Source organism: Pseudomonas sp. S3E12 (assembly GCF_001702295.1).
Taxonomy (GTDB): Bacteria; Pseudomonadota; Gammaproteobacteria; order Pseudomonadales; family Pseudomonadaceae; genus Aquipseudomonas; species Aquipseudomonas marginalis.
Map to the genome: position 1 here is coordinate 1 of NZ_MBDT01000015.1, position 19,794 is coordinate 19,794.

Below are 19,794 nucleotides of genomic sequence, written 5' to 3' on the forward strand. Positions count from 1 at the left end.
AGCAGTCGATCATGGGGGACAGGTACACCTTGCCTGCCGGGATCTGGAACTCCGAGATGTCGGTCAGCCATTTCTCATTCGGAGCTAGGGCCGTGAAGTCGCGGTTGAGGAGGTTTTCCGGCGCCGGACTGATCTCCCCGAGGTAGGAACCGTATCGACGCCGTTTCGGCTTGGCGACGACTAGGCACTCCTGCTTCATCAAGCGCTGCACCACCTTCTCTGAAAGGCGCACACGCTGCCTGCTCAACGAAGCTCGCATCCGACGGAAGCCATAGCAACGATGATTGCGCTCGAATATGTCCGCCATGGCACGACGCACTTCGGTGTACTTTTCCGCGATCTGCATTCGGGCTCGATGATAGAAATAGGAGCTTCGGGCCAAGCCCAACGCGTCAAGCAGCTCTAGCAAGGAGTACCTATGCCTAAGGTCATCAGCCAGCAATGTCTTCTCCCGATTGGTCAGGACTTGCCGGTTGATGCCCGTCTCTTTTTTTATGAGTTCATTCGCCCTCATCAACAGGTCATGTTCAAGCTGCAAACGGCGAACATCGAGCTGGAGAGATTCGAGTTGCCGCTGCAACTCCTCTCGTTCCGGTGACGATGAGGGTTCAAGTCGACACTTCATGGATGGGGATACCTCTGGGCCGAGTAGCTGGTTTTTCCAGTTGTACAAGGTCGGCCTGCACACGCCCAGCTTTTGAGCCAGGGCTTTCGCACTTTCTTTTCGCGTGCACAGCGCGATGACCGCTGCCTGCTTCACCGCTGGCGGCCGGGCTAACCCGTCTGATCGACTGACAACACGCTTATGCAACTCGGGGTGCATTTCGTAAATCCAGGCACGCAAAGAATCCCGCGCGGGGTAGCCCAACGCCTTGATGGTAGCGGCGATGTTGCGACCGTATTCGAGATAGTGCTCGACAGCCTTTTCCCTTTGGGCAGGTGAGTACTTCGACTTCGAGTTCTCGTAGCCACGCGGCAGGTCGAGGCATCGCATACTCTGCGTGCCAGCTCTTCAAAGAGTTCTTCGTCGGGTAGCCCAACTGACGAATAGTTGCCCCGGTTCGCTTGCCCAGTTTGATGTAGAGCTTGACCGCTCGGATACGGTCTTCGTATGAATACATGAACTACCTCCAGGTAGTCCAAGATTTCCGCCGCATCCCCACTGGGTCAGTTTTCAATCAGCGCCAACAGCCCAAAAGATCAATTTCACCCAACAACTGATCTACCGACGCCAACATGAATTGAAGCGTGGGCTCATCCTCAAATTGACCGTCCTGGATCTTCTGACTGACCCCTGGGATCACAACCTCCCTGCTAAGCGTGGCGTTCAAGGTCTCCCGCAGTTGCGCCTGGGCGCGCACACCGCCTAACACGCCGGGGGATGAGGTCATGATCAACACTGGTTTGTTTCTCAGCGGGGAGTTGACGTCGGGGCGGGAGGCCCAGTCCAGGGCGTTTTTAAGCACACCGGAGACGCCGTAGTTGTATTCGGGTGAGCAGAGGATCAGGCCGTCGGCCTGGCTGATCGCGTCTTTCAAAGCAAGTACGGCGTCAGGCAAGCCATCCGCTTCCAGGTCGCTGTCGTACAACGGGATATCGTTGAGGGCAAACAGCTGCAGTTCGGCGTGCTCGCCCATGCGGTTGGCGAGGGCTTTGAGCACGGCGGTATTGGTGGAGTGCGCGCGCAGGCTGCCGCATATACCCAGCAAGCGGTGAGGGCGGGTGGCCATAAAAGTCCTTGAGGGTGGTTTATACAACCGGGTTATCTGAGGGCGCGGTGCCGACCATTACAAACAGCGCGCGGGCGATTGCGCTACTTTTGTTGCGCCAGGCATGGCGCGTGCCGTTTTGGATGACGATGTCGCCGGCCTTAACCAGGCGGCTCTGGCCGTTGTCCAGCTCCAGCCACATTTCACCTTCCAGGATCACGCCGTAATCAATGGTCGCCGTGGTGTGCATGCCAGGGCTGTCGGGCTCGAAGCATTCGATCAAGCCTGGCAGTGCGGCGCCCAACTCGGCATAGGCTTGAACGCTATCAGTCGGGTTTTGCATGATGCTGTCGGGCGGGAAATCAAACAGGGCGATGCTGGTGCCACCCTGGCTGGGGATTAACGACGCCAAGGCAAGTGTGGGGTCGCTTCCCCGGGCGGGCAATGTCGGCTGGGGCGGGGTGGCCCACATTTGCACCATCCCATGCCCCGGGATTGATGCAAAGGATTGCGCCCGAGGCGCGAAGTCGTCTGAAACAAATACCGAGTGACCCTGTTCGTCGTGCCCGGTGACCAGTCTTCTTATTTTCATGAAGGTTACTCAGCCTGCCAAAAGGGCAGCGAGAGGCGAGGCTCTCGCTGCGTTCACTCAAGGACGGATCACATAGTTGCTGAAACCACCGTGACGGTTTTCGATACCCGTGATCGCATGGTTGATGTCTTCCAGCGCGAAGGTGGTGTGCTCGAAGAAGGACAGGTCCAGCACGCCAGACTCCACCATGTCGGCCATCGCCTGGCCTTGCCCGGTGGTGAACCACGCCGAGCCGCTGAGCTGGATGTCGTTATCCATGATCCAGTGCAGGTCGATGGGCACATCACCCGCGATGGCGCCGATATTCACCAGGTGCCCACCTCGGTTCAGGGATTTGAGCGCCTGGGTCAGGCTCTCGTGGGGCGCGCCCGGGCCCAGGGCGTCGATGACGATATCGACGCCTTCGCCGGCGGTGATCTCATTGACCCACTGCTGGGTCGGAATGCTGCCGAGGGTATGGATCTCGATCCTGCCGGGGGCGGCCAGGTCTTTGACTTTCTGGAACAGCTCCTGGTTACGCGCAGTTCCGAGGATCTTGCGCACGCCCATGGCCAGCGCCAGGGCCACGGCGCCCAGGCCAAGGGTGCCGCTGATGCCGTTGATCAATATCGTGCTGCCCGGGCCTGCCCCAGTCTTGAGCAGCGCTTTGTAGGCGGTGCCGAGGTAGCCCAGGCGCGCGGCGGTTTCGAAGCTGAGGTTATCCGGCAGTTTGACCAGGCTGTATTGGGGAGCCGGGATGTATTCGCACAGGCCGCCGTAAGGGTAGTCCTCAAACATGCGAGGGCTTTTCGCGGTAAAGCCAAAGTAGCCATTAAAGGTGTAGGCGCTACAGGCCACGGTGTTGCCCGCACGGCAGGCGCGGCAGGAACCGCAGTAGCGGCCCGGATTGACATACACCCGGTCACCGACCTTGAAGTCGTAGACCTGATCGCCCACGGCTTCAACGACACCGGCTGGGTCCAGCCCGAAAATCGCCGGCAGCTTCGGCAGCGGGCTGTGTGGAAACCAGGTGACCCAGTTGGTCAGGATGTTATGCAGGTTTGGCACGATCCCGCAGGCCTTGACCTTGACCAACACCTCGGTGGGGCGGATTCGCGGCGCGGGCACCTGTTCGATGACCATGGGTTTGCCGCCTTCGTACAAGCGTGCGGCACGCATCGTGTTTGCTGTCATGGGGTTCTCCAACACACATATTATTTTTGTAGTGGTAGGTTTTCTGGAGCATGCATCAACGCGTTACAACTAACGTAAACCGTCTTCGCCCTTAACATCGGCAGCAGCCAGCCCGCCGAGCCGGGCATGGATGCGTCCGCCCGTGGCCATGGCCAGGCCGAACGCGATTTCGCCACGCCGCGGGCCGTCCCAAACGGTCATTTCCGCAATACCGAAGTGGCTGCGCACATAAGCCGCCTGAATGTGACCCAATGGAATCATCACCCGTGAGCCGGGGCCCGCAATGCTCTTCGCCGCAGGAACAATCGCTTTCGGGTTGCCCAAGGCTTCGCGCATCGCCCAGCCACCGGCTTCGTGCCAGACCGCGCCGTGTTCCAGCTCGCCGTCTTCACCGACGATGGCGCCCTTGCCATACGCCTGAACCTGTTCGACACCCCCCAGCGCATGGATCAGCCGCTCCGACAGCTCGGCCCCCAGGCTGCGCAGGGCCTGCATAAACGGCAGCAAGTCCTCAACATATTGGCCGGCATAGGGATTGGCAATCACTGCCGTGGCCACCGCAATCCGCAACGGAGCCGCCGAACGCGGGCCGCCTTCATGGCGCACCTCTTCCATGTCCAGTTTGATCTTACGCACACTCACAAGCGACATGCCTGACCTCCAGATCTACGCGCCTCACGCGGCGCATTATTTTTTAAAGCTGACCTTTCTAATTATGCATTTAATGATGTATGGTGCAAGAAATAAGTTTTTGTGCACAAAACAGCAGGAGAGAAAGATGAAGCTGATTTCTTACCGTAAAGAAGGCAAGGCGCATTTTGGTGCCGTGAAGGGGGACGGGGTGGTTGAGCTGACTGGTGCCTTTGCATCGGCTGGCGATCTCGCCTCGTTCCTCGCGGAGCCGGCGCTGATGGATGAGGCGCGACGGATCGTAGAGGGCAAAGCAGCGGACTATCCCTTTGCAAGCGTGGCGCTCGAAGCGGTCATACCCAACCCGGGCAAAGTCATCTGTGTGGGCATCAACTACGTGGCGCACGCTGAGGAAGCGGGGCGCAAGGTCGGTGACTTCCCGGTGATTTTCCAGCGCTTCGCCGAAACCTTGCTGCCCCATGGCGAGCCACTGGTGCGCCCGCAAGTGTCGGAACAATTTGACTTCGAAGCCGAGTTGGCCGTGGTGATCGGCAAGGGCGGTTCGCATATCGACCCGGCCGATGCGATGGACCATGTGGCGGGTTACACCTGCTTCAACGATGCCAGCGTGCGTGACTGGCAGTTCCACACCCACCAGTACGGCATGGGCAAAACCTTCAGGAAAACCGGTGCGTTGGGCCCTTGGCTCATTCCCGCGGCGGACATTCCCGATTACCGTAAGCTGGTGGTCCGGGGTGTGCTCAATGGTGAGCAATTGCAGGAGGGGAGCCTCGATGAACTGGCCTTCGATATTCCGCACTTGATTGCCTACGTATCGAAGGCGCTGGCATGGAACCCTGGCGATATCCTGGCCACCGGAACGCCCAGCGGCATTGGCTTCAAGCGCAAGCCACCGATCTTCCTCAAGCCCGGTGACGTATTTGAAGTGGTGATCACCGAGATCGGCACGCTATCCAACGGCGTAATTGACGAAGCCTGAACGTTGTCCTCTGCACAATCATAAAAATCTGGAGGTTTCACATGCCCGCTCTACCGACGATCAACTTCACCCACACCGGCGTTTTCTGCGCAGACCTGGATGGCATGGTCGACTTTTACTGCCGTGTACTGGGTTTTATTGTCAGCGACAAAGGCGTTGCCTCGACCGGCCACCGCCTGTTCTTCATGACCCAGAATCCTGAGCTGCATCACCAGGTCGTGCTGTTCGACGGCAAGCCTGCTGACCTGGCATTCAACCCGATCAATCAAATGTCTTTCCTGCTCGATTCGCTGGAAGACCTCAAAGCCTATTACCAGTTTGCCAAGCGCAGCGGCATCGAAGGGATTGCCCAGGTCGACCACGGGAATGCCTGGTCGATGTACTTCAAAGACCCGGAAGGCAACCCGATTGAAATGTACGTTGATGCGCCGTTCTACACCGCACAGCCGTGCAAGGAACCCCTCGATCTGGAGTTGCCGGCCGAGGTGATCCTGGCCCAGACCGAAGCCATGTGCTTGCGCCGCCCCGGCTTCCAGACCCGGGACGAATGGAAGCACTCCATACGCGCCAAGATCAAAGAGCAGCGCGTTCGGCTGGGCTGACCCGGCGGCGAACTGCCGAGGTTCAACCCCGACTGATGGGCGCACGCGTGCTGGCCCGTCAGCCATCTGTTGTACCGATAAGAATAAGAAGCGGAGTAGACGATGGACTACGATGTCATCATTGTTGGAATGGGCCCGGTCGGCGCCGTGTGCGCGAACCTGGCCGGGTTGTGGGGGCTCAAGACCCTCGTCGTGGACAAGTCCGAGACGGTGTATACCAACCCCCGGGCCATGGGGTTTGACCATGAGGTAATGCGCGTCTTCGGCAATATTGGCCTGGCCCATGAGATTGCCGAGCATGTCATGCCCTATCGCCCTTCGGAGTACCGCACCACGGGCTCCCAGGTGCTCAAGCGTATCGACGCGGCCAAACCCCCTTTTGCCCTGGGGTGGGCGCCCAATTACGTGTTTTCCCAGCCACCGGTCGAACGCGCGTTGCGCGACAAGCTCGCCGATTTGCAGGGCGTCACTGTGGAACTTGGCGCAGAGGTGCTGAAGGTTGACTCCGCCAGTACCCAGGCTCACGTGCTGATCAAATCCAAGGACGGCAGCGAGCGCACGCTTAGCGCCGACTATGTCCTGGCCTGTGATGGCGGCACCAGCCCGATCCGCACTCGGCTAGGTCTGAAAATGGAGGATCTGGCCTTCGACGAGCCCTGGCTGGTGGTCGATGTGATCCTCAATGAAGGCGCGGGCGAGCATTTGCCCAAGACCAATGTGCAGTTCTGCGAACTGGCGCGGCCGTGTACGTTTGTGGTCGGGCCCGGGCGGCACCGGCGCTGGGAGTTCATGATCAACCCGGACGAGCAGCCCACTGAAATCTCCCAGCCCGACGTGATCAAACAGCTTATCGCCCGTTGGTTACCGGAGGAGGACTATCAACTCTGGCGGGCTTCGGCCTACCGTTTCCATGCGCTGATCCTTGAGCAGTGGAAAGCCGACCGGGTGTTCTTTCTTGGCGATGCCGCGCACATGACGCCGCCGTTTCTGGCACAAGGCATGTGCCAGGGCATTCGCGATGCCTTGAACCTGGTGTGGAAGCTTGCTCTGGTAAAGCGCGAGTTAGCGGCGCCGAATTTCCTCGAAAGCTACCAGACTGAGCGTATCCCCCATGTGCGCCAGACCACTCTGGCAGCCAAAGAATTTGGCGGCGTAATCTGTGAGCGCGACACTGAGCGCGCTGCCTTGCGTGATGCGCAATTGATCCAGCAGATGACCGAGAACCCTAAGGGGATCGTCCGCCAGTCCCTGATTCCGGGGTTAAGGCATGGCTTTGTCGCGAACGTGGCACCTGCCGGCGAACTGTTCCCGCAACCGCGAGTGATCAACCACAAGGGCAAGGCGGGGCTGCTGGATGAGTTTACCGGCCAGTCCTTTCGCGTGGTGATCGCGCCGGGCTTCGACGCCAGTGTATTGCTGCGGTGCCTGCGCAGCAGCCAGTCGCTCAAGGGCCTGCCGATTGAAGTGGTGCGCCTGGTTTACCCGCAGCACCCTGGAGCGCGGGCGGCAGATGATTACGAAGAGGTGGATGGGCTGCTGGCGCAGTGGCTGGAGCGGCGTGGTTGTAATGTGGTGATCGTGCGCCCGGATCACTACGTGTATGGCGGTGCCGTGACGGTAGCGTGGGCCATGGAGTTGCTGGAGGGGATGGAGCTGGCGTTGTTTGGCCGCAAGCCAGACGCTGCATGAGGGAAGGGCGGGCTTGCCCTGGCAAGCCCGCCCTGGCCAGGTTACTGCAACGTTGCCTGCTGACGTTCGATGGCCTCGACGGTGCGCTCCAGCGTGTCCCGGATATGGTTACGCAGCAGGGTAACGGCTTTGCCGCTGTCGCGTGACAGCGCCGCATCCATCAATTCCTGATGTTCATTGCCCTTGTGGCGTTGGCGAATGCGCTGTTTGGCCGAATAGCGCCGGTACCGCTCCGCGCGGTCGAACATCGAGTCGATCATCTTCAGCAGCAGCGGCGATGGGCACGCGCCGAACAGTGAAAAGTGGAAGGCCTTATGCCGGGCCGACCATTCATCATCAAGCACCAACACACCGCTGCCCAATTTTTTTTCCATCAGATTCAAGCGGTGAAACGCCCCCAGCACGTCGGCTTCCCAGCTGTCATCGCCATAGCGGATGGCATCACTCAAGGCTTCGCATTCGAGCAGGCAGCGCATTCGCGTGATATCGCGAAAGTCGGCGGTGGAAATGGGCGCGACCCTAAACCCCTTGTTGTCACTGGCCTCGACCACACCGTCCTGGGTCAATCGATTGAGCGCCTCGCGGATCGGCGAGCTGCTGAGCCCGTAGGTCTTCGACAGTTCGGCAACCTTGAGCTTTTCGCCAGGGGCCAATTCGCAACACACAATCGCTTTTTTCATCTTGGTCAACGCGACTTCGATCAGCGGGCTGCTGGGGGAGGGAGTCATGGTGGGCGTCCTGGAATTTGCACTAAACGCAGTTTATGCGCAAAAACAGATTTAGTGCAAAGACTCATTTGAATCCCGCGAATCTGCTTGACATTGATTTTTTACAGGAATAGGTTTTGTGCACAAAGTTATATTTGATGCATTAAAAATAATATTGCGCACATGCGATGCCCTTTTACAAAAACAACAAAAACAGGAACATCTCGATGAAAACACGCAACCTGCGGCACTGCCCGTTGCCGGTTTCCAGCATTGCCTGCGCCGTCAGCGCGACCCTGCTGTTTAGCCTTTCTACCGCCTCCCAGGCCTTCCAGATCGACACCGGCAACCCCGATCTCACCGCGACCTGGGACAACACCGTTAAGTACAGCAACGCCTGGCGCGTGAACGCACTCGATTCCAAGGTCGCAGTTGGCCCGGGCACGTCCAACGCCAATGCCAACCTGGACGACGGTGACCGCAATTTCGACCGTGGGTTGATCTCCAACCGTCTGGACCTGCTGTCCGAATTCGACATCAAGTACAAAGACGTCGGCGCCCGGCTCAGTGCCGCGTCTTGGTACGACAACGTCTACAGCCATGACAACGACAACGACTCGCCCGGCACCGCCAACTCGGTGAGTGTCGACCACGACCAGTTCACCAGCGACACCCGACGCATCCACGAAAAGCGCACAGAAATCCTCGACGCCTTTGTCTACGGCTCCAAAGAGCTGGGCAGCACCACCTTGTCCGGGCGCCTGGGGCAGTTCACCCAGATTTACGGCGAAAGCCTGTTCTTCGGCGCCAACGGCATTGCCAACGCGCAATCCACGGTCGACCTGGTGAAGCTGCAGTCGGTGCCTGGCTCGCAGTTCAAAGAGATCCTGATGCCGACCAAGCAGCTGTCGGGCAACTGGCAGCTCACCGACACGGTCAGCGTGGGGGCCTACTACCAGTTCGAGTGGAACAAGACCCGGCTGCCGGCGGCGGGCAGCTATTTCAGTGGTGCGGACTTTGTCGGTGAAGGCGGCGAGCGGGTGTTTTTCCCCACCGGCGAGCTGCTGCATGGCAAGGACAAGGAGGCACGGAATTCAGGCCAGTTCGGCGCCCAATTCAAATTCGCGGTCGAGGACTGGGAGTTCGGACTTTATGCCGCCAAGTACCACGAAAAGACCCCGGTGTTTTACTTCCGCCCGGCCGCCCTGGTGCCCGGTGCCGACGACAGCTTCATCAACGTGTACCCCGAAGACATCAAGGTCTTCGGCGCCAGCTTCAGCACCCTGGTGGGCGAGGCGAATATCGCCGGTGAAACCTCGATACGCCTCGATACACCCCTGGCCGGCGTGGGCGGCACCATCATCACCGGCATGGACGCGGACAACGATTCGAACCCGGCCTACCCGATTGGCCGTTCGTGGCATGCCCAAGTCTCGATGGTCAATGTCTACGGCGGCTCGGCGTTATGGGACGGTGCCTCGCTGATCGGTGAAGTGGCCTTCAACCGCCGACTCAGCGTGACCAAAAACGCCGACCAACTGGACCCCAACACCACCCGCGATGCCTTCGCCATGCGCTTCACCTTCGAGCCGCAGTACTTCCAGGTGTTTCCCGGCATCGATGTGCAGGCCCCGATCACGATTGGCTACAACCCATCCGGACGCTCATCCGTCACGCCCCAGGCCTTTGGCCCCGAGCACGGCGGCGACCTCACCTTGGGGCTCAAGGCCGATTACAAGAAGCAGTGGTACGCCTCGTTGAGCTACACCAACTTTTTCGGTGAGGCCGGGCCGATCATCAACACGGCCAATGCCTACACCTTCCAGCAAAACATGAAAGACCGGGACTTCGTGGCGTTTTCGATCCAGCGAACCTTTTAAGCAACGAACAGGCGGGCTCTTATAATGACAAAAACCAAACTGCTGCTTTGCACCTTGTCCCTGGCCCTGTGCGCCAGCACTGCCCTGGCGGCGGTCAACCCCGACGAGGCGGCTAAGCTCAAGACCACGCTGACGCCCCTGGGCGCCGAAAAAGCCGGGAATGCCGATGGCAGTATTCCCGCGTGGACCGGCGGGCTGACCAAGGATGTCGCCGGAGCCAAATTCGGCGACGTGCCAGCGGACCCGTTCCCCGGTGAGAAGCCGGTGCTCAGAATCACCGCGAAGAACGCCGCGCAATACGCCGACAAATTGAGCGAAGGCACCAAGGCGCTCCTTGCCAAATATTCCGACACCTATCACCTCGATGTTTACCCCACGCATCGCACCGCTGCGGCGCCCGACAGCGTCTATCAAAACACCTTCGCCAATGCCACCCAGTGCAAGACCACCAGCAATGGCCTGTCGGTGGAAGGCTGCTACGGCGGCATCCCGTTCCCGATCCCCAAGAACGGCAACGAAGTGATCTGGAATTTCCTGCTGCGTGTCGAAGCCGAATCGATCCAGATGGGCTACGCCAACATCATCGGCAACGCCGATGGCACCCAGACCCTGGCCAGCCGGGGCGTCGAGAACTGGCAATACCCTTACTACTACAAAGAGGGCAGCGCCCAGGCCTGGAACGGCCAATATGCGTTGCTGCGTTTCTTGACCAATGAGCCGCCGTTTAAGGCCGGTGAGTCGTTGGTCACCCATGACAGCGTCAACCCGCAGGAACCGCGTGAAGCCTGGCAATACCTGGTCGGACAGCGTCGCGTGCGTCGTGCACCGACCGTGGGCTATGACACGCCGGACTTCGTGGCCTCGGGGGCCAACTACTTCGACGAAGTGCACGGCTTTATCGGCCACCCGGATCGTTATGACTGGAAGCTGGTGGGCAAAAAAGAGCTGTACATCCCCTACAACGACAATGCTTTCAACGCGCAAAAACGCGATGACGCCTTCGTTGCCAATCACCTGAATGCCGACAAGGTGCGCTGGGAACTGCACCGCGTGTGGGAGCTGGAAGCTACCGTCGCACCCGGTAAACGGCACGCCGTGCCCAAGCGCCGATTCTTCATCGATGAAGACAGCTGGACCGTCTCCCTGGTCGATGGTTACGACGCCGAAGGCAAGCTGTGGCGCGTGTCCCAGGTACTGCCGTTCGTAGTGCCGTCGATTCCTGCGGTGGTGGTCAAGCCGGTGGTGATCTACAACCTGCAAGCCAAGACCTACAGCATCGTGCAAAGTCTCAATGGCGAAACCTACAGCGTTATCCCGCGCAAGCCCGAAAATTTCTTCACGGGGAATTCCGTGGCCTCAGGCTCTGTGCGCTAAGCCTCGCACCTGCGTGTTCAAACCTGTGTTCCCGGGGGCAGCCCCTGGGACCGCTTCATCGAGGCTCGACAATGCGTACATTCACACCGTGGTCCATCGCCTGCCATGCACTCATGGCGTCACTCGTGACGCTACTAATGAGCAGCTTTGCGCAGGCAACTGATGAAATGCCCATGCAACCGGCGATCACCAGCGCCCTTGCCGCCCAATCGGTCATGTTGAGTGTGGCCAGGGCCGGCAAACGCCTGGTGGCGGTGGGCGAGCGTGGATTCATTATTGCCTCGGATGACGATGGTAAAAGCTGGCAACAGCTCCAATCACCGGTCGGCGTGACGCTGGTCAAAGTGCGTTTCATCGACGACGTGGAAGGCTGGGCGGTCGGACATGCCGGCACCGTCTTGCACACCCTGGACGCCGGCCTGACCTGGACGCGCCAGTTGGATGGGGTCCAGGCCGCCCAGCTCGAATTGCAAGCGGCCCAGCGTGGCCAGGGCGCAGAGCAGATCGCCCAAGCTCAGCAACTAGTGGACGAGGGCCCCGACAAACCGTTGCTCGACGTGCTGTTCCTCGATGCAAACACCGGCTGGGTGGTTGGCGCCTATGGCCTGGCGTTTATGACCCATGACGGCGGGCAGACATGGCAGCCGCTGCGCACCGCCATCGACAACCCTTCAGAGCTGCACCTGTACGCCATCGCGCAATCCGGCGCGGACCTGTTCATTGCGGGCGAGCAGGGCACGCTGTTGCGCTCCCGTGACCAGGGGCAGAGCTTCCAGGCGCTGGCGTCGCCCTACGAGGGCACCACGTTCGGGCTGCAGGCCACGAAAAACGGCACGCTCATCGTCTTCGGCCTGCGTGGTAAAGCGTTCGAGTCCCGGGACGGCGGCGACAGCTGGCAGCGTCTCGATACCTTGCAACCGGTCACCTTGACCAGTGGCCTGGGCCTGGACGATGGCTCGGTGCTGCTGGCCGATGAGTCTGGCCGTGTCTTGCACTTCACCGGCGACGCCAGCCAGGCCGTAGCCCTTAACGTACCTCAGTCAAGTTACTTCACCGGCATGGCGCAAGCCGCTGACGGCAGCCTGATCCTTAGCAGTGCACGCGGCATGCTGTCGTCGGCGATTGCGGTGGACGTGTTGGAGCACGATCAATGAACAGTTTTACCCGTTCTGCAGAGCCCGACACCCAGTTGGATGCCAGCCCGTTCGACCCCGCTTCCGGCACCCTGGTCGAGCGCCTGCTGTTCAACCATCGCAGCATCATCCTGGGGATCTGCGTGTTGCTCAGCCTGGTGCTGGGGTATCAGGCGTTGAGCCTGAAACTCAATGCCGCCTTCGAAAAAATGATCCCCACCGACCACCCGTATGTGCAGAACTACCTTCAGCATCGCAGCCAGTTGGGGGAGGGCGGCAACACCCTACGCATTGCCGTAGAGGCCAGGCGCGGCAGTATTTTCGATGCGGCGTACCTCGATACCCTGAAAAAGATCAACGACGAGGTGTTTTTGCTGCCCGGCGTCGACCGCTCCTACATGAAGTCCTTGTGGACCCCGGCCACCCGATGGATCGGCGTGACCGAAGAGGGCTTCGACGGTGGCCCGGTGGTCCCGGACAACTACGATGGCTCGGCCGCCAGCCTGGAACAGGTGCGCCAGAACGTTGAGCGTTCCGGCGAAGTGGGCAAGCTGGTGGCGTCCAACTTCAAGTCCAGCATTGTGTTGCTGCCGTTGCAGGACACCACCACGGACGACGGCAAGCCGCTGGATTACAACGCGCTGTCCGGCCAGCTCGAACAGATCCGCGCCAAGTACGAAAACGAAGGCATCCAGATCCACATCACCGGGTTTGCCAAGGTCGTAGGCGACCTGCTCGATGGCATGCGCCAGATGCAGCTGTTCTTCGCCGCGACATTGGTGATCTGCGCCATCGTGCTGTTTTGGTATACGCGCTGCGTGCGCAGCACCTTGCTGGTGTTGTTGTGTTCGCTTATCGCGGTGGTCTGGTTGCTGGGGCTGTTGCCTACCCTGGGCTTTGACCTTGACCCTTACTCGATCCTGGTGCCGTTCCTGGTATTCGCCATTGGCCTGAGCCACGGCGCGCAGAAGATGAACGGGATCATGCAGGACATCGGGCGCGGTGCGCACAAGCTCGTGGCTGCGCGCTACACCTTTCGCCGGCTGTTCCTGACGGGCCTGATGGCACTGGTGGCGGACGCTGTCGGGTTCGCCGTGTTGATGATCATCAAGATCCCGGTCATCCAGGACCTGGCCATCGCGGCGACGCTGGGCGTGTTGACGTTGATTTTCACCAACCTGATTCTGCTGCCGATTCTGCTCTCTTACACCGGTGTGAGCCGCGCTGCCGCGCAGCGTGAGGCAGCCAACGATCAGTTGGCGCAACTGGACGGTCCCCATGGGCGCCACCCGTTCTGGGCTTTGCTCGACCGTTTTACCGAGCGTAAATGGGCGCGCGGTGCACTGATTGTGGCGCTGCTGCTGGGGGTGGCAGGCTTTGCCGTGAGCCTGCAGGTGAAGATCGGTGACCTCAATCCTGGCGCACCGGAGCTGCGGGCCGATTCGCGTTACAACAACGACAACCGTTTCATGGTCAGCAACTTTTCTGCCAGCAGCGACAAGTACGTGGTGATGGTGAAAACCCCGCAGTACTTCTGCGCCAAGTACGAAACCCTGGTGGCAGTCGACGCGCTGGAAGCCCAGTTGCAGCAATTGCCGGGGGTGGTCTCCACCACGTCGCTGGCGGCGCTGAGCAAACAGGCGGCTGCCGGCATGAACGAAGGCAGCATGACCTGGTATGAGATCCCACGGAATCAGGGGCTGTTGAACGCTATCATCACCCGCGCGCCGCGCGAACTGTTCAACCAGAACTGCGACTTGCTGACCGTGTATGTCTACCTTACCGACCACAAGGCCGACACCCTCACCCGTGTGGTGCAGACCGTTGAACAGTTTGCCGCCAGCCATAACACCGAGCAGCTGCAGTTCCTCAACGCTGCCGGTAATGCCGGTATCGAAGCGGCCACCAATATCGTGGTGAAACGCTCCAATGTACAGATGCTGTTTATGGTCTACGCGGCGGTCATCGTGTTGTGCTTCATCACCTTCAGGTCCTGGCGCGCCGTGGTGTGCACGGTGCTGCCGCTGATGCTCACCTCGGTGCTGTGCGAAGCCCTGATGGTGGGGCTCAATATCGGCGTCAAGGTCGCGACCCTGCCGGTGATCGCACTGGGCGTGGGCATCGGCGTGGACTATGCGCTGTATATCCTCAGTGTGACGCTGACCAACCTGCGTCGCGGTTGCAGCTTGTCCGAGGCGTACTACCTGGCACTGCTGTCCACCGGCAAAGTGGTGGTGATGACCGGTATCACCCTGGGCGTTGCCGTACTGACCTGGGTGTTGTCGCCGATCAAGTTCCAGGCGGACATGGGCATCCTGCTGGGCTTCATGTTCATCTGGAATATGGTCGGCGCCCTGGTGCTGGTGCCGGCCCTCGCGCACTTTTTGCTCAAGCCGGAGTTGACCACACGATGAGTATTGCAACGGTTGGCGTAGTGGGCGCTGGCACCATGGGCAGCGGGATTTCCCAAGTGTGTGCCAGTGCCGGGTTGTCGGTCCGGTTGCTGGACATCTCCCCGCAGATGCTGGAAAAGGCCGCCGCAACCCTCGACAGACACCTAGAGCGGCAAGTCTCCAAAGGGATGCTGGATCAGGCGCAAAAGCGCCAAGTCCTTTCCCGAGTGCAGATGAGTACTGACTACACGTGTCTGCAAGGCGTGGACATGGTGATTGAAGCAGCCACCGAACAGCTGGCGCTCAAGCGCGAGGTGCTGAGTCGGGTGGCCGGTGAAGTGAGCGAGCACTGTGTGATTGCGTCAAACACCTCATCCCTGTCGATCACCGAACTGGCCGCGCCGCTGCCGAACCCTGAGCGATTTATCGGGGTGCACTTTTTCAACCCGGTACCGGTGATGCAATTGATTGAAGTGGTGCGCGGACTGCGCACCGCCGACGCCACGTATGCACGGGTGCTGGCGCTGGCGGCGCAGTTGAACAAAGCCTGCATCAGCAGCGCCAACCGCCCAGGGTTTGTGGTCAACCGTATCCTCGTGCCCATGATCAACGAAGCGATCATGGTCTATCAGGAAGGTATCGCCAGCGCCAAGAATATCGACGCCGCCATGGTGCTGGGCAGCAACCAGCCGTTGGGGCCGCTGGCCCTGGCCGATCTGATCGGCCTCGACACGGTGCTGGCGATTCTTCAATCCCTGCACGACGGGTTCAACGACAGCAAATACCGCCCCGCACCATTGCTAAAAGAATTGGTGGCAGCGGGGGATTTGGGGCGCAAGACCGGGCGTGGTTTTCATGGCTACGACTGAGCGCTGCGAACGCTTTGCCCGCAATCGGGACAGAGCAGTCGAACTGTTTGCGCGCAAAGGCTTCGCCCAGGTCGGCATGCGTGAGTTGGCCACTTGCCTGGGCATGTCGCCGGGGTCGTTGTACCACCATTATCCGAGTAAGCGGCATCTGCTGCTGGATATCCTCGAAGAGTTCTATGAAGAACTGCTGGCGGCGTTGGCGCCGCTGCCCATTCGCGTTGAGGGCAGCATCGGCGAGGTTATCCGTGTGCACGTAAGGCTGCATCAGCAGATGCCCAGGCACTTTTGCATTGCCTTGCGCGACAGTGGCTGCCTGGCCACCGAGCAGCAGTACAGCGTGCAGCAATTGCACACCCAGTACGAGGCACGGTTAATGGGGTTGCTGGGCGGAAGGCGCGATGGAGCCCGCCCTGTCGCGCCACTGCTGAACATTGTGCATGCCTGGTTTTCCGGGCAGCGGCTGGAGGACGACGCCACGGCCCGGATGATGGAGGTGGCGTTGGTGGCGGCGCTGGAGCGGATATTGGCCGGGCCGAGCGGTTAACCGCTGCGGCCGGCCCTGCCAGTGTAATAATAAGCTCTAGTATCACTATTACGTCACTGGAGCCGACGGGTGCTATACGACATCACCAGCCTTGACCTATTTATCACTGTGGCCGAAGAGCGCAACCTGACGCGGGCTGCGCGGCTCAAGCACTTGGCGGTGTCGGCCATCAGCAAGCGCATCTCCGAGTCGGAGGCACAAGTGGGTGCGCCGTTGCTGACGCGCAATGCGCGGGGGGGACTTGACCCGGTCAGTCAATGCTGTTTATGCGCGCCAGGTCAAGCAGACGTTCTAGCAGCTCGACCATGAATTGGCAGATTATTCAGCCGGGGTCAAGGGCCATATCCGCGGCCATGCCATCACCTCGGCGCTGTCGCAGTTCCTGCCGAACGACGTTGCCCATTTCGTCTCGCCGTACCCGCAGATTAAATTCGATATTGAAGAGCGGGTGGGGTCTGCGGTGATTCGCGCGGTTGCCGATGGGCGTGCCGACCTGGGCATCATTGCCGCGCAGACCGCCGCGCAAGGCCTGGAAACCTTGCCTTATCGCCAGGACGAATTGACCCTGGTGGTGTCCACAGGACATGCGTTGGCGATGCGCAAGTCCATGCGCTTCGAGGAAATTCTGGCCCATGAGTTCGTCGGCCCGCACCTGGAAAGTTCGATGCACACCCCATTGACCCATGAATGAATGCGAAAAAACCAGCTTCTAGTGCAATTCGCAATGAAAGCTTGGTTATTGAAAGATTTCGGACTCGACAACCTGCAATTGGGAGAGGTAGCCCAGCTCCCATCTTTACTTACGCTGGCTGGATGGCGAGCCAGGGCCGAACGAACGATGTGGCGCTGCAGTGAAATACGCTTGGAACCTAGCTTGCCCGCTTACATCGACTTAACCGAAATAACTTCCACAAACCTGAATTTTTTCTTGGCGATTTTTGTAGCTTCTTACTCTGCAACTAGGGAGCTGAGCGTATCGGCTTCATGTACGATCTCGTGCATATTGCCTTCGAATTCATTCCCCACCCTCAGTGTGACTTTCAATCTGGGAGTAAAAGTTTTTGATAATTTATTTTTCTTCACTGCCTTTGTCGGCTTCGCGATCACGATTTGGGTGCTGTGTGTTGCACGTGTGTGTGGATTACTAAAGCAGGGAGCTCAGGCTCACCGAACAGCGCCCGCCGCATTTCTTCTTCCGTTAGCTCTGTAGTCATACAAATTATCGAGAGGGTTTCGTGTATAGCGTTACCGATTCTATCACTGTGGTGAGCTTCGAAAATATGAAGGAGTTGCGCGGTATCTGACCTGCCTTAGCCACTAAATCCCGATGAACGTAATTTTTCGCCCGGAGCTCTCATTCGAATTCGGCGCTTATTGACTCTCATGCTTGTGTTGTCGCTTGTTCGCATTTACGCTTTGCTCCGTTGCGGTCAATCCCGCGACCGGGTGTCGCAACCCGCAAACACACACACGAAGGCGCGGTTCCGCGCCATAGCGAAAGCAAAGTAGTTGGCGCTCTATTAGGTCTGACTACTGTATTTCTATGGCAGGCCGTGCGGGGCAGGCTTATGCCTGGCCGGTTTTCCTTCGTGTGCCGGTTTGCGACCCCCGTACGGTCTGCCACCCAATCGTGTCGCAACGGCGGTTGGCAGCTCCTTAATTACACGAAGGAGATAAGGAAAATGACCTGTCCCCCTTTTAAGCTCGTGCGCCACCCCGGCCAAATGGTTCAAGCTGCAAACTATCTCGGAGGATTCCGCGATGTTTGATCTTTCGCTTCTCATCGGTCTCCCCAAGCCCAACAGCATCGATACTTCATCGCTTACCCCTGAAGATGCAGCGATTAAACTGCGGCAGGCAGCCACTCTACGGCTTAACGGAGCCCAGAGTATTTTGCTTCATTTTCCGCAAGACGTTGAGTTGGCAGTAGAGCTGTTGGATGGCGCCGCCGTGTTGTACGACAAGGCATTCCGAAATTTAACTGGTATTCCAGCTCAAAGCGTTCATCAACAGATTCATGAGTATGTATCTGTCCCATCTGCTGAAGGCTCTCCTGCGATCCAAACCCCGTGGGGTGATGAGTTCGCTCCGATAATTAAGGACGGTGTTCATTGCGCAGAGACTTGGCTTGAAGGCTCATCATTACCGTTATGGTGGGCTCTGTCTCAGAACAGAAAACGCCATCGTCCAGGTGATCCCCAAGAGGCATTTGAAGCAGGTTTTTTGCTGCGGCTGCAGCAGACGCTGATCATGCGACGTGAGGCCCTCGTTTCCCAATCAACCCGCTTTGATGCCTGAGTCTGTAATTGACGTTTAAGATTTGCTTTTCCCGCCAAACGGGGATGCGGCGGAAATCTTGGACTACCTGGAGGTAGTTCATGTATTCATACGAAGACCGTATCCGAGCGGTCAAGCTCTACATCAAACTGGGCAAGCGAACCGGGGCAACTATTCGTCAGTTGGGCTACCCGACGAAGAACTCTTTGAAGAGCTGGCACGCAGAGTATGCGATGCCTCGACCTGCCGCGTGGCTACGAGAACTCGAAGTCGAAGTACTCACCTGCCCAAAGGGAAAAGGCTGTCGAGCACTATCTCGAATACGGTCGCAACATCGCCGCTACCATCAAGGCGTTGGGCTACCCCGCGCGGGATTCTTTGCGTGCCTGGATTTACGAAATGCACCCCGAGTTGCATAAGCGTGTTGTCAGTCGATCAGACGGGTTAGCCCGGCCGCCAGCGGTGAAGCAGGCAGCGGTCATCGCGCTGTGCACGCGAAAAGAAAGTGCGAAAGCCCTGGCTCAAAAGCTGGGCGTGTGCAGGCCGACCTTGTACAACTGGAAAAACCAGCTACTCGGCCCAGAGGTATCCCCATCCATGAAGTGTCGACTTGAACCCTCATCGTCACCGGAACGAGAGGAGTTGCAGCGGCAACTCGAATCTCTCCAGCTCGATGTTCGCCGTTTGCAGCTTGAACATGACCTGTTGATGAGGGCGAATGAACTCATAAAAAAAGAGACGGGCATCAACCGGCAAGTCCTGACCAATCGGGAGAAGACATTGCTGGCTGATGACCTTAGGCATAGGTACTCCTTGCTAGAGCTGCTTGACGCGTTGGGCTTGGCCCGAAGCTCCTATTTCTATCATCGAGCCCGAATGCAGATCGCGGAAAAGTACACCGAAGTGCGTCGTGCCATGGCGGACATATTCGAGCGCAATCATCGTTGCTATGGCTTCCGTCGGATGCGAGCTTCGTTGAGCAGGCAGCGTGTGCGCCTTTCAGAGAAGGTGGTGCAGCGCTTGATGAAGCAGGAGTGCCTAGTCGTCGCCAAGCCGAAACGGCGTCGATACGGTTCCTACCTCGGGGAGATCAGTCCGGCGCCGGAAAACCTCCTCAACCGCGACTTCACGGCCCTAGCTCCGAATGAGAAATGGCTGACCGACATCTCGGAGTTCCAGATCCCGGCAGGCAAGGTGTACCTGTCCCCCATGATCGACTGCT

At 59.1% G+C, this 19,794-nt stretch carries 17 protein-coding genes and 3 pseudogenes; 13 read left to right on the forward strand and 7 right to left on the reverse strand.

Annotation, left to right across the window (positions count from 1 at the left end):
* The 5 genes and pseudogenes from BB029_RS13495 to BB029_RS13515 form a co-directional block, all read right to left on the reverse strand.
* Positions 1-1,121: pseudogene (locus BB029_RS13495) on the reverse strand (IS3 family transposase); the annotation flags it as partial.
* A 57-nt stretch (positions 1,122-1,178) separates the two neighbouring features.
* Positions 1,179-1,730, reverse strand: a complete 552-nt coding sequence (locus BB029_RS13500; RefSeq protein ID WP_065939547.1) for an NADPH-dependent FMN reductase — start codon at positions 1,728-1,730, stop codon at positions 1,179-1,181.
* Positions 1,731-1,749: 19 nt separating this feature from the next.
* Positions 1,750-2,181: a cupin domain-containing protein gene (locus tag BB029_RS13505; RefSeq protein WP_256558258.1), complete on the reverse strand. Its 432-nt coding sequence runs from the start codon at positions 2,179-2,181 to the stop codon at positions 1,750-1,752.
* Positions 2,182-2,358: 177 nt separating this feature from the next.
* Complete coding sequence (locus BB029_RS13510) at positions 2,359-3,474, reverse strand: alcohol dehydrogenase catalytic domain-containing protein (RefSeq protein ID WP_065939549.1); 1,116 nt, start codon at positions 3,472-3,474, stop codon at positions 2,359-2,361.
* A gap of 69 nt (positions 3,475-3,543) precedes the next feature.
* The gene (locus BB029_RS13515) at positions 3,544-4,125 is read right to left on the reverse strand and encodes an amino acid synthesis family protein (protein WP_065939550.1); all 582 of its coding nucleotides are present in this window, start codon (positions 4,123-4,125) and stop codon (positions 3,544-3,546) included.
* A 127-nt stretch (positions 4,126-4,252) separates the two neighbouring features.
* On the opposite strand from BB029_RS13515, the gene BB029_RS13520 reads away from it, so the two are divergent.
* From BB029_RS13520 to BB029_RS13530, 3 genes are all read left to right on the forward strand, one after another.
* Complete coding sequence (locus BB029_RS13520; protein ID WP_065939551.1) at positions 4,253-5,104, forward strand: fumarylacetoacetate hydrolase family protein; 852 nt, start codon at positions 4,253-4,255, stop codon at positions 5,102-5,104.
* Between the two features lie 41 nt (positions 5,105-5,145).
* Complete coding sequence (locus BB029_RS13525) at positions 5,146-5,706, forward strand: VOC family protein (RefSeq protein WP_065939552.1); 561 nt, start codon at positions 5,146-5,148, stop codon at positions 5,704-5,706.
* A 102-nt stretch (positions 5,707-5,808) separates the two neighbouring features.
* Positions 5,809-7,395: a bifunctional 3-(3-hydroxy-phenyl)propionate/3-hydroxycinnamic acid hydroxylase gene (locus BB029_RS13530; protein WP_065939553.1), complete on the forward strand. Its 1,587-nt coding sequence runs from the start codon at positions 5,809-5,811 to the stop codon at positions 7,393-7,395.
* A 41-nt stretch (positions 7,396-7,436) separates the two neighbouring features.
* On the opposite strand, the gene BB029_RS13535 is transcribed toward BB029_RS13530, so the two are convergent.
* Positions 7,437-8,123, reverse strand: coding sequence for a GntR family transcriptional regulator (locus BB029_RS13535; protein ID WP_065939554.1), 687 nt, complete (start codon positions 8,121-8,123; stop codon positions 7,437-7,439).
* 206 nt (positions 8,124-8,329) lie between these two features.
* Between BB029_RS13535 and BB029_RS13540 the strand changes: the two genes are divergently transcribed.
* From BB029_RS13540 to BB029_RS33780, 8 genes are all read left to right on the forward strand, one after another.
* On the forward strand, positions 8,330-9,982 hold the full coding sequence (locus BB029_RS13540) for a DUF1302 domain-containing protein (RefSeq protein WP_065939555.1): 1,653 nt from the start codon (positions 8,330-8,332) through the stop codon (positions 9,980-9,982).
* A 24-nt stretch (positions 9,983-10,006) separates the two neighbouring features.
* Positions 10,007-11,356 carry a DUF1329 domain-containing protein gene (locus BB029_RS13545; protein WP_065939556.1) on the forward strand — a complete coding sequence of 450 codons (1,350 nt, stop codon included), beginning with the start codon at positions 10,007-10,009 and terminating at the stop codon, positions 11,354-11,356.
* Between the two features lie 167 nt (positions 11,357-11,523).
* Complete coding sequence (locus tag BB029_RS13550; protein WP_141696541.1) at positions 11,524-12,510, forward strand: YCF48-related protein; 987 nt, start codon at positions 11,524-11,526, stop codon at positions 12,508-12,510.
* Positions 12,507-14,903 carry an RND family transporter gene (locus tag BB029_RS13555; protein ID WP_065939558.1) on the forward strand — a complete coding sequence of 799 codons (2,397 nt, stop codon included), beginning with the start codon at positions 12,507-12,509 and terminating at the stop codon, positions 14,901-14,903. The genes BB029_RS13550 and BB029_RS13555 overlap by 4 nt, the downstream gene beginning before the upstream one ends.
* The gene (locus tag BB029_RS13560; protein WP_065939559.1) at positions 14,900-15,751 is read left to right on the forward strand and encodes a 3-hydroxybutyryl-CoA dehydrogenase; all 852 of its coding nucleotides are present in this window, start codon (positions 14,900-14,902) and stop codon (positions 15,749-15,751) included. Before BB029_RS13555 ends, BB029_RS13560 begins: the two co-directional genes overlap by 4 nt.
* Positions 15,738-16,295, forward strand: a complete 558-nt coding sequence (locus BB029_RS13565) for a TetR/AcrR family transcriptional regulator (protein ID WP_065939560.1) — start codon at positions 15,738-15,740, stop codon at positions 16,293-16,295. The genes BB029_RS13560 and BB029_RS13565 overlap by 14 nt, the downstream gene beginning before the upstream one ends.
* Before the next feature lie 108 nt (positions 16,296-16,403).
* Positions 16,404-16,604: a LysR family transcriptional regulator gene (locus BB029_RS33775; protein WP_256558261.1), complete on the forward strand. Its 201-nt coding sequence runs from the start codon at positions 16,404-16,406 to the stop codon at positions 16,602-16,604.
* A gap of 1 nt (position 16,605) precedes the next feature.
* Complete coding sequence (locus BB029_RS33780; protein ID WP_256558260.1) at positions 16,606-16,986, forward strand: LysR substrate-binding domain-containing protein; 381 nt, start codon at positions 16,606-16,608, stop codon at positions 16,984-16,986.
* A 191-nt stretch (positions 16,987-17,177) separates the two neighbouring features.
* Here the strand turns inward: BB029_RS33780 and BB029_RS33785 are convergent.
* Positions 17,178-17,509 (reverse strand): annotated as a pseudogene (locus BB029_RS33785) (hypothetical protein).
* Between the two features lie 547 nt (positions 17,510-18,056).
* On the opposite strand from BB029_RS33785, the gene BB029_RS13575 reads away from it, so the two are divergent.
* Together BB029_RS13575 and BB029_RS13580 are read left to right on the forward strand one after the other, a co-directional pair.
* A complete protein-coding gene (locus BB029_RS13575) occupies positions 18,057-18,593 on the forward strand; it encodes a LasR-specific antiactivator QslA (protein WP_065939561.1) in 537 nt (178 codons plus the stop codon).
* Positions 18,594-18,673: 80 nt separating this feature from the next.
* A pseudogene (locus BB029_RS13580) lies at positions 18,674-19,794 on the forward strand (IS3 family transposase); the annotation flags it as partial.